Source organism: Draconibacterium sp., assembly GCF_041583095.1.
GTDB lineage: Bacteria > Bacteroidota > Bacteroidia > Bacteroidales > Prolixibacteraceae > Draconibacterium.
Map to the genome: position 1 here is coordinate 1 of NZ_JBFHGM010000113.1, position 14,977 is coordinate 14,977.

A 14,977-nucleotide genomic window follows, 5' to 3' on the forward strand; every position below is an offset into this window, starting at 1 on the left:
GGCTGCGAATAGTGAAGAATGGAATATTGCTTGATGAGCCGGTAAAAAATACGCCGGAAGTATTAAACCAGGGGCAGGGTGGTTTGATGGATGTTGCAGTTGATCCGGACTTTAAAGAAAATGGCTGGATTTACCTTGCCTACAGTCATGTATTAACAAGCGGTTACGATGGAAACCGGCCACCTGCAATGACACGTATTGTTCGTGGAAAAATTGAAAATAACAGATGGACCAACGAGGAAGTGTTGTTTGAAGCTCCGCATGATACCTACCGAACCACACGCCATCACTATGGTTGCCGTATTGTTTTCGATCCGGAGGGCCATTTGTTTTTTGCCATTGGCGACCGTGGTGCCGGATACCAGGCGCAGGATTTTACGCTGCCAAACGGAAAAGTCCACCGTATTTACAAAGACGGCAGTATACCGGAAGATAATCCATTTGTTGACGAAGAAGGCGCAATGAAATCGTTGTTCTCGCTGGGTAACCGAAACATCCAGGGAATGGCCATCCATCCGGAAACCGGAGAGCTTTGGACAACCGAACATGGCCCCTTGGGTGGCGACGAATTGAACCTAATAGAGTCGGGGAAAAACTACGGTTGGGAAACCATTACCTATGGCAAAAACTACAACGGAACGATTATTACCGAAGAAACGCACCGGCCTGATATGGAACAGCCCAATTTATACTGGCGGCCATCTATTGCAGTTTGCGGACTTGATTTTTATCGGGGAGATCTTTTTAGTAAGTGGAAAAACAAGTTGCTGGTTGGCGCTTTAAAATACGAAGAGGTGCGTTTACTTCAAATAGAAGGTGATAATGTTATTCATGAGGAAGTAATTGTAAAAAATCAGGGACGTGTACGTGATGTGTCAACCGGGCCGGAGGGTGCTATTTACGTGGTGCTGAATAATCCGGGAACTGTGATTAAATTAACTCCACAGTAAGAAGATAATAGTTCGCTTTAACTAACAATATCATCGAGTTTTTCCTGGTTTTGCATCAGGTCGGCAATTGTTGTTGCTTTCAGGTATTTAATGATCTGGTTGTTCAGTTCGCCCCAAAAACCCTGGGATGCGCAAATACCCTGTCGTTTACAGGTGTAGTTGTGCGACAGACAATCGACAACACAAATACCGGGTTCAAAAGCATTATGAATATCGTAAATGGTAATTTCTTCGGGTTTACGGGTTAAAATGTAGCCACTTCGTCTTCCGCCGGCTTTGCTTACCAGGCCTGCAACTTTTAGCGAATTTATAATGTGGTCGAGATACTTGTACGAAATGTTCTGGTTTGCAGAAATATCTTTCTGGTAGATTCCGATTTCAGGATCGCTCTGAGCTATTTCAAGAATAGCCCGCACACCATATCTCGTTTTCGTGCTAAATTTCAAGGTTTTTGGTTTTTATTCTTCGATCTCTTGTTTAAAAGCAAATGTAATAAAAACTTCATCATTCACTTTGATGGTTCCTAATACTTTTTTAGGCGGCTCAATATTAAAATCAGTTAAGTTGACTTTTAACGATCCTTTTATCAGGATCTCAGAAGTATCGCACGCGCTTATTTTGCATGGCACAACATACTCGTGTGTGTGCCCGGCAAGTGTTATTGTTGCATTCAGATCCCTTTTTTCAACAGGACCGGTAATTGCTTTTTCGTTTTTGGGTTCAATATCAATTTGTATAACAGGATATTCTGTGGCTTTTAACAATTCCAGAAAATCTTTGCGCATGTGTTGGTTACTGCCGGTAAATTCTTTTACCGGAACAATAACCTCCTGTTGCCAGGTCAGGCGGTCGGATTGCTGTTCGTTGCCTACCAGGCGGGGCGCTTCATGAATAAATTCGAAGCGGTTGATGTTTGACGAGCCCTGGATAAGAACAAAATTGCTGCAATTACCAGGCGTCTTGCCATTTGGCTTATCCGAGGCTGAAGCCCCAACGATTGAGAAAGTCAGGAAAAGCGATAAAAAGTAATATTTCAGCAATGTTTTTTTCATACTATTCGAATGGTTTGTTTGCAGAGCTTATAGTATGTGCTTCATTTGTTTTGGTTATTTATTGGGGTGTAACCTTCGTACCTGTTCGTTTCATGTAAGAAATTGAGGAATGCCCGCAATAACCCGGGCATTCCATCTTTTCTGTACTAACTGTCCAAATTAAAATGAAATGGCTGCTTCTAACACCACGCCATTAAATTTTCCCCCATCAATATCTCCATGAGCAGGTCCATCATATTTTTGATTCACATAGTCAAGTTTAACAACTACGTTTTCGGTCATAAACCAGCCACCGCCAATGTTGGTGCGGTTAACTTCTGAGTCAAGACCGTCAGAAACGTGGTTATAACGTGTTCCAACGTAGAAACTTCCGATGCGGTATAATGCCTGAATTGCTGTTTGAGTAAAATCCTGATCGGCACCTTTTCTTATGCCATTCATTGTTTCGTAAACTCCGAATACTTCAAGTCCTTTGTATTGCAGGAATACGTTAGCCATGTAGCTGTTCAGTTTTGTTTGGCCACTGCCAGGGCTCCATCGTCCTGAACGGAAATTGTCGCCTTCGGCTGCAGCTGTTTGCATTACATTGTAGTAACGTGCACCGGCACGGTCGCCATCCCACAGGTAAGCACCGCTGTGTCCGTCAGGAGCGTGGAAGCCTGAAAATGAAGCACGAACGCGTAAATCATCGTTAATGTTTTTGTCGTACGCCAGTTTCCAGTTAAAGGCAAGGTCTTCGCCAATGTCGTTACCACGTCCGTAGTTCATACGTCCGTTGTTTACACCGGCAACAGCAATAAAACCGTCTTTTCTGAACATGAATTCCATTCCCGGGTTGCTTGTGAAAGCATCCATAATCCAGTTACCCACAAACGGGTTGTTAATTACGTTACCGTTGTTACTGCGGAAATAGTGTGCATCACCGTAATCCGGCATCATAACACCTGCTTTAATAGTCAGGTATTGCATCAGTTTCTCACTACCTTTCAGGAAAGGCATGTAATCAATGATCAGGTATCCACCTTCAACCCAGGCCTCGTTATGGTGACGCGACGACATGTAGTTGTTGATGAACAGCTGAATACCCGGAGCCAAATCAGTTGTAATGCTCAGGTTCGCAGTTGGTAAATTGAAGTTATGTTTCAGGTCGATCAATTCCACATCAGCTTCATGATCGAGTGACTGTAACTGAATAGCAAAATCGCCTCCAACTTTAACTTTCACATTTTCGAAAGTCGTAGGATCAAGCTTGGCTTTTTCAAATTGTCCGTAAGCCACAGATCCAATCATGAAGACTGTTAATAATAATGCTAACTTTTTCATTTCTAATTAAATTTTAAATGGTTATATATCAATAAAATATGTGGTATGGTGCTAATTTGCTTTGCTGGTTTGCATGTTTTGGAGAACAATGTCGAAATGAATAAACACTTCGTCGCCTGTTTTTAGGGTTCCCATCATTGCAGTTGGCGGATCAATGCCAAAATCACTCATTTTTACCGGAATCTTTCCGCTAACTTTAAACTGATCGTCTTTAGCTTCAGCTACGGTAAACTCAAGCTCAACTTCTTTTTCCTTACCTGCAATCTGAAGTTTTCCTTTGGTTTTGGTAAGCGAGTTGGTTGTTGCCGATACAGTTGCGTCGGCACTAAAACTAATCTTTGGATGGTCATCAGAATCGAGCGCTTTGTGCGCTTTGTTATCCATAATTTTGTTATCGCTTGTAATGCTCTCAGCTAAACACGAAAATTTGATGGATTCGATTGAAATTTGCTGATTTTCGTCTGCCGAAGCCGACACAAGACAGTCGTAATCCTCAACCGCCATTTCCCAGTCGTGAATCGATGAAGTTCCGGTAACCATTAGTTTACTGTTGCTCTCATTTTCTTCGTAGCTTACTTGAGCTACTGATAAGTTACTTGCCAGAAGAAAGGCAAATAGGCTTATAATCAATTTGTTGTACGTTTTCATTTTTTTCATAACTATTAAAACTATGTGTCCTATCGAATAAGTAGGGCAAATATAAATAAAGAAATATTTCGTGAATCATGACTAAAGTCAGATTTGTTAATTTTTGCTAAAAAAACAGCCTCTTCTTAATGTTTAGTTTACATTTCAAAACATACAGGATTGTCCGTGCTGAAGTAACCTTAATTCACCCCATTCGTTAATAAATTGAAGCTGTGGTAAATAGATAATGTGATGAGGGTTTTGATTTTAATTTTTGGTTTAATTGCAGCAGTGGAATGTAGTTCGCAAAACGATGCATTTTATAATAAGCGCAGGAAAATGGTGGAATCGCAGTTAAAAAACCGGGGAATTGGCAACGAGTTGGTTTTGGATGCATTTCTGCAGGTTCCGCGGCACGAATTTGTTTTGCCCGAGTATATAAAGTGGGCTTATACCGATGGTCCATTGCCAATAAACGAGGGCCAAACCATTTCGCAACCCTACATAGTTGCCTATATGACCGAGGTTTTGGAACTTCAGAGAACGGACCGTGTTTTGGAAATTGGAACCGGCTCGGGTTACCAGGCGGCTATTTTGGCGCAACTGTGCGATTCGGTTTATACCATCGAGCTTTTTGGGGAATTAAACAAATCGGCAACAAAAGTTTTTCGGAAGCTGAAATACAGCAATATATACAGCAAGATTGGGGACGGTTATTTGGGGTGGCCCGAAAAGGCACCTTTTGATGCTATAATAGTTACCTGTTCGCCGTCGCATGTGCCCGAACCTTTGCAAGAGCAGTTGGCTGAAGGAGGCCGGATGATCATTCCGGTTGGGGCCGGTAATATCCAAAAGCTGGTACTTCTGCAAAAAAAGAAAGGAAAGATCAGAAAAAAGGATGTGCTGCCTGTGCGTTTTGTGCCCATGCTTGATGAGCAGGGTGAGAAATATTAAATACGAAGAACTGAACCACAATAGACGCATAGGAATCATTAGGTGTTCCACTGTTAAATTGTTCTATTCTTAAATTGTTCCATTGTCAAATTGCGAAACTGCTAACTGCGACTGTAAACTGTTTACCTTCCTCAGATTCTGCAATCTAAAATCGTTAATCATCATTCGAAATTCATTATTCAATTGCTCCTCATTCACTAAATAACTCATTCACTATACTACTGTTAAATTGTTCTACTGAAAAATTGTAAAACTGAAAACTGTGACTGAAAACTGTTTACTTTTCTGGTTCTGCAATCTTAATTCGTTAATCATAATTCAACTACTCATCATTCCCAATTCCAATAATCTAATATTCTCCATTCCAGTATTCCGTTACTGGTTGCTACAAAGCACCAAATTTTATAATCCAGCCATCACTCCGGGTGTTGGTTTCTTCTTGTAATCCCGGGCCGATTACTACAAATCCACCGTCGGAGCTGTTTATAATTCGCGATGCGTTATCGTTGTTAAAATGCAGGTTAAGTAGTTTTTCGTTTAGTTCGTTACCATCCGGATCGATATTTAATAACCATGGCCCAACATTTCCGAGGAACGATGTGGCTTTTATTCCGGCTACCATAAAAGTGCCATCGGGGCGAATTGTAAGGGCGTTGCCGCCTTCCGAACCTTCGCGGTCGACACTTTTGGTCCACAAAATTTCGCCGCTTGCGTCGATCTTGTTCAAAACCAGGTCGTAATCAAAAATAGGATCGACGGAGTTAATATCGCTTAAACATTTTCCGTTCCAGCCAACAATCATAAAAGCACTGTCGGGAGAGCAGCAAATACATTCGGGCCACACTTTTTGGTCGGGTGTTTTAATCCACGAATACCATTTTGCTTTTCCCGTATAACTAATGCGTATGGCAACAATGTCGCAATTGTTTTTACCGGTTTCGCTAACCTGGGCTGCGAGGGCATAATCGCCGTCGGGAAGTCGTTTTATTGCCCGCGCACACCCCGACATGTTGGTCATAAATAATCGTTCCATGGTTATCTCACCATTTTCATTCAGTATGGCCATTATAATTTTCGGATCGTCAGGGTTTTCGCTTTTCGAGCCGGCAATCGCAAAGCGGTTTTCGGGCAGCGAAATAATGTCTTCAACCGACAGGTATTCAGCATCTAGAGTCTTTTCCCATAATTTTGTTCCGTTTTCATCCAGCCGCACCAAAAGGCAACTTTTCGTTTCTCCCTCTGATGAAGTACCCAACAGAACGTAGCTTTTATCGGTGAGCTGTGTAAGACGTTTCGGAATTTCGTTTTTTTCGGTACCAATAATTTTTGTCCAAAGGGTATCTCCATTTTCGGCAAAACGAATCAGTTGAAAATCAAAGGAGTGCCCGACAACTTTAACCGCTCCTGTAACCGCGTAACCTTTGTTGGCATCTTCAATAATATCGGTATAAAAATCGCAGCCCCTGGCACCCGATTGTTTTTGCCACTGAGGTTCGGGTATTTGCGCAAGCGAGGATGCGAGACCAGCATAGTAAAAAATGATGGCGTATAGCAGTGTTTTTTGCATGTTTTTAGTTGCCGATAGGTTTTTAATCGGATTCGTTTAATCCATGTATACAATGTATTGCTCGTTTCCCGGTATTTTGGTTCCATGTCTTTATACCCAAAATGCTGAGTACGGGTTTCAGCAGATTATCCACAAATGATTATGGTTTTTTCCGATTGTGATATAAAAATTACTTCCCGCTTAGGAAAGATTAAAAATCAGAGTTTTGAGAACGGTCAACTTTCATTAAATTAGCAAAAGTAAAATCTATTCACATGTTGAAAATCAAATCGTTTCTCACTTTATTTACTGCAATTTTGTATTTGTCGGCGTTTGGGCAGCAAATTGATGCGTCGAGGCAGTGGAGTATGTACCGCGGAAAATCTATTTCCGGTTATCTGGATAACGCCAATCTGCCCGAAACGTGGGATGTCGCTACCAATAAAAATATTGCCTGGCAAACGGCCATTCCCGGCCTGGGGCATTCGTGCCCAATTGTTTGGGGCGACAAGGTTTTTGTAACCACAGCAGTTAGTGAACAAGATGAGGGCGATGTAAAAACCGGTATTTACGGATCGATAGGTTCAGTGCCGGATAGTTCTATTCATTATTGGCGGGTGTATTGTGTGAATAAACATTCGGGAGAAATCGAGTGGGAAAAAACCTCTTATACCGGTATTCCTGAGCAAAAACGCCACCCCATGTCGTCGCACGCCAATTGCACGCCGGCAACAAACGGAGAATTTGTGGTGGCCTTTTTCGGATCGGAAGGGTTGTATTGTTACGATATGAATGGAAACCTGCAGTGGTCGAAGGATTTTGGGGTATTAAAATCATCCTTCTTTTTGGTGAAGGAAGCCGAATGGGAATTTTCAAGTTCACCGTTGATTCATAAAAACGTTGTAATTATTCAGTGCGATGTTCAGGAAAATTCTTTTGTAGCTGCTTACGATATAAAAAGTGGCGAAGAGCTTTGGAAACAGAATCGCGACGAATATCCCGGCTGGTCAACGCCAAATATTTATTCTGATGGCGAAAAGGACATTGTTGTGGTGAATGGATATAAACACCGGGGAGGATACGATTTTAAAACCGGTAAAGAAATATGGCGAATGGCCGGAGGAGGCGATATTCCGGTTCCGTCGCCGGTAATTGGCAACGATTACATTTATTTTAACAGTGCCCACGGGAAAGTTTCGCCGGTTTATGCCATTCAGAAAAATGCGGTGGGTGATATTACTTTGGAAGAAAGAGCGACCACGAATGAATTTGTAAAATGGGCAAAACTACGTGGTGGCTCTTACATGGGAACCATGTTGTTGTACGGTGGTTACCTCTACAATGCGCGTTGGAACGGGCGGATGACCTGCTACGATGCCCAAACCGGAGAAGAAATGTACTCCGAGAAAGTAGGTGAAGGAAACAGTTATACATCGTCGCCGGTGGCTGCCGACGGAATAGTGTATGTTGCTGATAACGATGGTAATGTGTATTCGGTAAAAGCGGGCCCGGAATATGAACTTTTAGCAACAAATAAATTGGAACAGACGGTGATGTCGACACCGGCCATTGCCGAGGGCTACCTTTTATTCCGAACAGTCGAAAGTCTTATTGCTATTTCTGAAATAGAATGATGAATTTTAAAAAGTTTTAAATTCGCTTAACCTTGGATTGAAGCATTTCTCAAAACTCAGGAATTTGTATACTTTCGTCGCTTATTTAGAAATTTAGACATGTGGATTAAACTATCCAGACTAATCCTTAGGAATCGAATCCTCTTTCTTTCAGTTTTGGCTGTTATTACTATTTTTTTGGGATATCATGCCCGAAAAGTGGAGATGTCGTATGAGTACGCTTCATTGCTGCCAAAGAAAGATCAAGCCTATAAAGATTACCAGAATTTTGTAAAAATATTTGGTCAGGAGGGGAACCTGATCATTGTTGGAGTGCAGGACACGAATTTTTTTCGTCTCGATCATTTTAATGCATGGAAATCGCTGTGCAACGATTTGAAAAAAGTGGATGGCGTTGAAAATCTGCTTTCGGTATCAAACACCTACAACCTTGAAAAAAACAAGGACGAAAAAAGGTTTGAAGTTGTAAATACCTTTCCTGATACAATTACCAGTCAGGAGGAATTGGATGAATACGTGACAGAATTTAAGCGGCTGCCTTTTTACCGCAAACTGGTTTATAACGACGAAACCGACACCTACCTGCTGGCTATTACGGTAAACAAGGATAAAATGGCAAGCAAGGAGCGCGAAGACCTGGTAGCCGGAATTCAGGAGGTTTGCCATAATTTCGAGCAGAAAGAAGATGTAAAACTGCATTATTCCGGCGTCCCCTACATCAGGGTTGTGAACTCGGTAAAAATTAAGCGCGAGCTGTACATGTTCAGTGTGCTGGCGCTGTTAATTTGTATCGTGGTACTGTTCCTGTTCTTCCGTTCGTTTAAAGCTGTTTTTGTTCCGGTGCTTATTGTAATTGTTGGGGTTATCTGGGCCATGGGAATGTTGTCGTTGTTTGGCTACAAAATCACCCTGTTATCCGGAATGATCCCGCCTTTGTTAATCGTTATCGGAATTCCGAACAGTATTTACATGCTGAATAAATTTCATCATGAATACGTTAGCCACGGAAATAAAATTAAGGCGCTGCAGCGTGTGATTATTAAAATTGGTAACGCCACCTTTTTAACCAACCTTACCACAGCTTCGGGATTTGCTACGTTTGTTATTGTAAAGAGCGATATTTTGCGGCAGTTTGGTATCATCGCCTCACTGAACATTCTGGGGCTTTTTATCCTTTCGCTGCTGCTTATTCCAATTATATTCAGTTTTATCGGAGCGCCATCGTCGCGCCACGTTGGTCATCTCGATAGTAAGCTTGTGACTTCGATAATCCGTAAACTGATGCACATTACCCAAAATTACCGGCAGGTGGTTTATTTCGCTACCATCGGTATAATTGTGGTAAGTATTTACGGAATTACGCTGATGAAAAGTTCAGGTTATATGCTCGACGATATCCCGGAAGATGATCCGGTTTATGTCGATCTGAAGTTCTTTGAGAGCAACTTTAACGGACTGATGCCTCTGGAAATTATGGTCGACACCAAAAAACCACAGGGCGTTATGCAGCTAAGCACTTTCCAAAAAATAGAGCAGCTGGAAGAACGTCTGGCCGAATATCCTGAGTTGTCGGCATCAATTTCGCTGCTTAACCTGCTGAAGTTTGCCAAACAGGCGTTTTATAATGGCCACGAGCGCTATTACAGTCTGCCCAATAACCGCGAGAAGAACTTTATCCTGCAATATGCAGCAACGGGCGAGGAGAATGCCGGATTGTTACATTCGTTTATGGACAGCACCCGGCAAACTACCCGAATCAGCATCAGGGTTAAAGATGTGGGCACCAAACGAATGGAAGAATTGTATACGCAGTTTAATGCCGATATCGACTCGATATTTACTTCCGACAAATACGATGTAACCGTTAGCGGATCAAGTATTATTGCATTTAAAGGAAACCAGTATTTATTAAAGAACCTTTTTTCGAGTTTGGGGCTGGCTATTTTGCTGATCTCCACATTTATGGCCATTATGTTCTCTTCGTGGAGAATGGTGATTCTGTCGCTCACGCCAAACATTATCCCACTGATTTTTACGGCGGCGATAATGGGTTTTACAGGTATACCGATAAAGGCATCTACCATTTTGGTATTTAGTATCGCTTTTGGTATTTCGGTCGATAATACGATTCACTTTCTGGCCAAGTATCGGCAGGAGCTGAATATGACCAACTGGGACATCCGAAAATCGGTTGTAATTGCATTAAAAGAAACCGGTGTTAGTATGTTATATACTTCGGTGGTGTTGTTCTTTGGATTCGGAATTTTTACCATTTCAAATTTCGGCGGAACACAGGCCATGGGAATTTTGGTTTCGCTGACACTGTTGGTTGCCGTAACATCAAACCTGATATTGCTGCCATCGTTATTGTCGGGCCTTGAGCGCCTTACAACAACCGAAGCCTTTAAAGAACCTCTGCTTCATATTTACGACGAAGAAGAAGATATTGAACTTGATGACCTGGAAATTGTTCCTGATGACGAATTAAATTTGGGAAACTAATGTATACCGTAGAAGAACTTCAAAACAGAGTGAGTGCCGAAATTGAAAAACGCTCAAAAGAACTGCTCAGTAATCAACCGGTTGAATTGTATGCGCCCATAAAGTATTCGCTTGATATGGGTGGAAAACGTTTACGTCCGGTGTTGGTTTTGCTGGCCTGTAATATGTTTTCCGAAACTGTTGAGCAGGCCATTCCTGCAGCTGTTGGTATTGAAGTCTTCCACAATTTTACACTGCTTCACGATGATATAATGGACAAAGCGGATGTGCGCAGAAGCCGCCCGACCGTTCATAAACAATTCAGCGAAAATGCAGCTATTTTATCCGGCGATGCCATGGCTTTTCAGTCGTATCGTTATTTCCTCGAAGAACGATCAGAAGCACTGCCCGAAGTGCTTGAGGTATTCAGTAAAACCGCTTTGGAAGTTTGCGAAGGCCAGCAATTCGACATGGATTTTGAGCAACGCATGGATGTAACCGAAGAGGAATACCTGGAGATGATCCGCCTCAAAACAGCTGTTCTGTTGGCTTGCAGTTTAAAGGTGGGGGCACTTTTGGCCAATGCTCCCGAAAACCTTGCAAACCAGCTTTACGATTTTGGCATTAACCTGGGATTAGCATTCCAGCTTCAGGATGATCTGTTGGATACTTTTGGCGATCAGGCGGTGTTTGGTAAACAAATTGGCGGCGATATTCTTGCCAATAAAAAAACATTCTTACTGATTAATGCCTTGGCAAAAGCTTCGGAAAATGAAAAAGCAACGCTGATAAACTGGATTGAGAAAACAGACTTTGTTCCGAAGGAAAAAATTGCTGCCGTTACCAAACTTTACCACTCGGTTGGAGTAAAAAATATTGCCGAAGAAAAAGTAAATGACTTTTTCAATCGTGCTATCCGTATTTTAGATGATTTAAATGTGCAGGATGTTGTAAAACAGCCACTTCGAAACCTTGCGCACAAAATGCTTACACGTAAGCATTAGAGGGCTTTTACCCGGTTATATAAAATTACAAAAGCGAATTCCCATCTTGCATAGAAACAAAACTATGCTAAATTTGTTGGGTCTATAAAATTTTAACGAAAAACGGTTTAAACCGGACTTAAATCTAATCCAATATGGCTCAGAGCATAGGAAAAATACTGCAGGTTATCGGACCTGTAGTAGATGTTAGTTTCGATAGTGAAGGCAGTGAACTTCCATCAATTTACGATGCATTGGAAATTCCACGCGAAGGCAAAGAAAGTTTAATAATAGAATGTCAGCAACACGTTGGCGAAAATACCATTCGTTGTGTTGCAATGGATTCAACCGATGGATTACAGCGTGGTACCGCGGTACATGCTTTGGGTAAGCCTATTACCATGCCAAAAGGAGAGATTGCATTGGGTCGTTTGTTGAATGTAGTAGGCGATTCGGTTGACGGATTGGAACAATTGCCAAAAGAAGGTTTGAACATTCATAACGAACCACCAAAATACGAAGATTTAACCACTGAAACCGAAGTTTTATACACCGGAATTAAGGTAATCGACCTGATAGAGCCTTATGCAAAAGGCGGTAAAATTGGTTTGTTTGGTGGTGCCGGAGTGGGTAAAACCGTATTGATTCAGGAGCTGATCAATAATATTGCATTGGCTCACTCGGGATTATCGGTGTTTGCTGGTGTTGGAGAACGTACCCGTGAAGGAAATGACTTGCTTCGTGAGATGATTGAAGCCAACATTGTAGATTACGGTGAAGAATTCAAGAAATCGATGGAAGAAGGTAGCTGGGATCTTTCGAAGGTTGATCCGGAGCGATTGAAAAAATCGAAGCTGGCAATGGTATTTGGTCAGATGAATGAGCCACCTGGTGCACGTGCGCGTGTTGCACTTTCAGGATTAACAATTGCTGAAAGTTTGCGCGATGGAGACGGTTCTGCCGGAAGTGGTCGTGATATTCTTTTCTTCGTCGACAATATTTTCCGTTTTACTCAGGCGGGTGCTGAAACTTCGGCACTGCTGGGCCGTATGCCGTCGGCAGTAGGTTACCAGCCAACGCTGGCCACCGAAATGGGTGTTATGCAGGAACGGATTACCTCTACAAAAAATGGTTCGATTACTTCGGTACAGGCGGTTTACGTGCCTGCCGATGACTTGACCGACCCTGCGCCGGCAACAACATTTGCCCACCTGGATGCAACAACGGTATTAAGTCGTAAAATTGCTGAGCTGGGTATTTACCCTGCGGTTGACCCGCTCGATTCTTCATCGCGTATTCTTACTCCTGAAATTGTTGGCGATGAGCATTACAGCTGCGCACAGGATGTGATTATGTTGCTACAGCGCTACACCGAATTGCAGGATATTATCGCAATTCTGGGTATGGACGAACTTTCGGAAGAAGACAAGTTGGTAGTTCACCGTGCACGTCGTGTTCAGCGTTTCCTTTCGCAGCCGTTCTTTGTTGCTTCGGCATTTACCGGACTGGAAGGAAAACTGGTTTCGATTGAAGATACCATCAAAGGTTTCAGAATGATTATGAACGGCGAGGTGGACAAATATCCTGAAGCTGCATTTAACCTTGTTGGTACTATTGAAGAGGCCATTGAGAAAGGCGAAAAATTGTTAGCTGACAACTAAAATCGGAAAGGAAAAACATGCATTTAGAAATAATTACACCGGATAAAAAAGTTTTTGAAGGGGAAGTAAAACTCATTCAACTTCCCGGAAGTAAAGGTGGCTTTGAAATACTTAAAAACCATGCTCCAATTATTTCAACACTCGAAAAAGGTGTGCTGAAAATTATAGAAAAAAGTGGTGCAGAGCAGTATTTTGAAGTTGACGGAGGTGTAATTGAAAATAAGGCAAATAAAATTATTGTATTGGTTGAATCGACATAGTATGATAAAGATAAGATAGTTAAAGAGTCCCCGTAGAAATCTTCTGCGGGGATTTTTTATGTTACTAATTCTAGTTCTCCAAAATTATGATATCTTAGATACTTTGTAAAAAATGAAGGTCAAGTTTCTGGTAATACGTTTTAGCTCCATTGGCGACATTGTTCTTACAATGCCGGTTGTGCGTGGTTTGAAGCAGCAAGTGGAGAATGCAGAAGTGCACTTTGTAACCAAAAAGAAGTTTGCCTGCCTGGTTTATTCCAATCCGCATATCGACAAGGTTCATTTTCTGGAGGATAATATGGGGATGCTGATTCACGAATTGGCGAAAGAAAACTACGATTATATTATCGATCTTCATAACAATTTCAGAAGCAACAAATTAAAACGCCGCCTAAAAATGCAGTCGTTTGCGGTGAATAAAATCAATTGGGAGAAGTTTCTGATGATTCGTTTAAAGATGAATCGCTTGCCCGATGTGCACATCGTGGACCGGTACCTGGAAACGGCTTCGGTTTTTGATGTGAAAAATGATAACAAAGGGCTCGATTATTTTATCGATGAAACAACTTCGTTTAAGCAGAATGATTTGCCCGAGTCTTTTCAGAATGGTTATGTGGCGTTTGTAATCGCCGGCACTTATTTTACCAAAAAACTACCTGTTCATAAGGTCAGCGAGATCTGTCAGAAGATTCCATATCCTGTAATTTTGCTGGGCGGTAAAAATGAATACGATGAAGGCGAAAAGGTACTTTCGCAGTCGAAAGGCAATGTGCTGAATTTTGCCGGAAAAATATCACTTAACCAGTCGGCTTCATTATTACGCGATTCGCGTGTGGTGTTGGCTAACGACACGGGATTAATGCATATTGCAGCGGCTTTTAAAAAGAATATCTATTCGTTTTGGGGAAACACCATTCCCGAGTTTGGAATGACACCCTATCAGCCGGGAGAGTCATCGGAGATAATGCAGGTAAACGACTTGAGGTGCCGTCCCTGTTCCAAGCTTGGCCACCAGAAATGCCCTAAAAAGCATTTCAAATGTATGGAAGACATTGATATTAAAAAGGCTGTTGAGTGGATCAACACTAATTTCTGAACTACCGGAAGGTTGTTTCGTTTTATTCCGATCAAATATAATTCGTATTTTTAATCTCATGTCTCAATACTCATATCTGAAAATCTCTTAATCTGTAATATATGAAACGTCGTTCCTTTTTTAAAACAACAGCCCTGGGTGGTTCTGTTGTGGCTTTAAGTGGTGTAACTGCCTGTGTGCAAGAGTCTGCTGTGCAGGAAGAAGTTGATCTTGCTGCATTTGATTTAAATGAAACATCGGTAATGGAGCTGCAGCAAAAAATGGAGTCGGGTGAGCTGACGGCTAAGAGTATCTGCCAAAAATACCTCGATCGAATTGCTTTGGTCGACCCGCATTTAAAGTCGGTAATTGAGCTTAACCCGGATGCTTTGGATATTGCCAGAGAGCTGGATGAGGAACGACAAAACGGA

At 42.0% G+C, this 14,977-nt stretch carries 13 protein-coding genes and 1 pseudogene; 9 read left to right on the forward strand and 5 right to left on the reverse strand.

Going from position 1 to position 14,977, the window contains the following annotated elements:
- Nucleotides 1-950, forward strand: a 950-nt coding sequence (locus tag ABZB17_RS11855; RefSeq protein ID WP_372650481.1) for a PQQ-dependent sugar dehydrogenase, incomplete at its 5' end; no start/stop codon positions are given.
- A gap of 17 nt (nt 951-967) precedes the next feature.
- Here ABZB17_RS11855 and ABZB17_RS11860 read toward each other — a convergent pair.
- The 4 genes from ABZB17_RS11860 to ABZB17_RS11875 all read right to left on the reverse strand — a co-directional run bounded on the left by ABZB17_RS11860 (nt 968) and on the right by ABZB17_RS11875 (nt 3,973).
- Nucleotides 968-1,396, reverse strand: a complete 429-nt coding sequence (locus ABZB17_RS11860) for an Rrf2 family transcriptional regulator (protein ID WP_303923919.1) — start codon at nt 1,394-1,396, stop codon at nt 968-970.
- Between the two features lie 12 nt (nt 1,397-1,408).
- A complete protein-coding gene (locus ABZB17_RS11865) occupies nt 1,409-2,002 on the reverse strand; it encodes a YceI family protein (RefSeq protein ID WP_372650483.1) in 594 nt (197 codons plus the stop codon).
- Nucleotides 2,003-2,161: 159 nt separating this feature from the next.
- Nucleotides 2,162-3,325: a hypothetical protein gene (locus ABZB17_RS11870; RefSeq protein ID WP_372650484.1), complete on the reverse strand. Its 1,164-nt coding sequence runs from the start codon at nt 3,323-3,325 to the stop codon at nt 2,162-2,164.
- Between the two features lie 51 nt (nt 3,326-3,376).
- Entirely contained in the window at nt 3,377-3,973 is a 597-nt protein-coding gene (locus ABZB17_RS11875) for a YceI family protein (RefSeq protein WP_372650486.1), read from the reverse strand.
- A gap of 231 nt (nt 3,974-4,204) precedes the next feature.
- Here ABZB17_RS11875 and ABZB17_RS11880 point away from each other — a divergent pair, with 231 nt between their 5' ends.
- On the forward strand, nt 4,205-4,906 hold the full coding sequence (locus ABZB17_RS11880) for a protein-L-isoaspartate(D-aspartate) O-methyltransferase (protein ID WP_372650488.1): 702 nt from the start codon (nt 4,205-4,207) through the stop codon (nt 4,904-4,906).
- Between the two features lie 385 nt (nt 4,907-5,291).
- Here the strand turns inward: ABZB17_RS11880 and ABZB17_RS11885 are convergent, their stop codons facing one another.
- On the reverse strand, nt 5,292-6,473 hold the full coding sequence (locus tag ABZB17_RS11885) for a hypothetical protein (RefSeq protein WP_372650490.1): 1,182 nt from the start codon (nt 6,471-6,473) through the stop codon (nt 5,292-5,294).
- A gap of 254 nt (nt 6,474-6,727) precedes the next feature.
- On the opposite strand from ABZB17_RS11885, the gene ABZB17_RS11890 reads away from it, so the two are divergent.
- The 7 genes and pseudogenes from ABZB17_RS11890 to ABZB17_RS11920 all read left to right on the forward strand — a co-directional run.
- The gene (locus ABZB17_RS11890) at nt 6,728-8,086 is read left to right on the forward strand and encodes a PQQ-binding-like beta-propeller repeat protein (RefSeq protein WP_372650492.1); all 1,359 of its coding nucleotides are present in this window, start codon (nt 6,728-6,730) and stop codon (nt 8,084-8,086) included.
- A gap of 204 nt (nt 8,087-8,290) precedes the next feature.
- Entirely contained in the window at nt 8,291-10,588 is a 2,298-nt protein-coding gene (locus ABZB17_RS11895; RefSeq protein ID WP_372650494.1) for an RND family transporter, read from the forward strand.
- On the forward strand, nt 10,588-11,571 hold the full coding sequence (locus tag ABZB17_RS11900; RefSeq protein ID WP_372650496.1) for a polyprenyl synthetase family protein: 984 nt from the start codon (nt 10,588-10,590) through the stop codon (nt 11,569-11,571). The genes ABZB17_RS11895 and ABZB17_RS11900 overlap by 1 nt, the downstream gene beginning before the upstream one ends.
- Before the next feature lie 134 nt (nt 11,572-11,705).
- Complete coding sequence (gene atpD / locus ABZB17_RS11905; RefSeq protein WP_045025483.1) at nt 11,706-13,211, forward strand: F0F1 ATP synthase subunit beta; 1,506 nt, start codon at nt 11,706-11,708, stop codon at nt 13,209-13,211.
- A 17-nt stretch (nt 13,212-13,228) separates the two neighbouring features.
- Nucleotides 13,229-13,471: an ATP synthase F1 subunit epsilon gene (atpC, locus tag ABZB17_RS11910; protein ID WP_372650498.1), complete on the forward strand. Its 243-nt coding sequence runs from the start codon at nt 13,229-13,231 to the stop codon at nt 13,469-13,471.
- Nucleotides 13,472-13,583: 112 nt separating this feature from the next.
- The gene (locus ABZB17_RS11915; protein WP_372650500.1) at nt 13,584-14,567 is read left to right on the forward strand and encodes a glycosyltransferase family 9 protein; all 984 of its coding nucleotides are present in this window, start codon (nt 13,584-13,586) and stop codon (nt 14,565-14,567) included.
- A 101-nt stretch (nt 14,568-14,668) separates the two neighbouring features.
- Nucleotides 14,669-14,977, forward strand: a pseudogene (locus ABZB17_RS11920) (hypothetical protein); the annotation flags it as partial.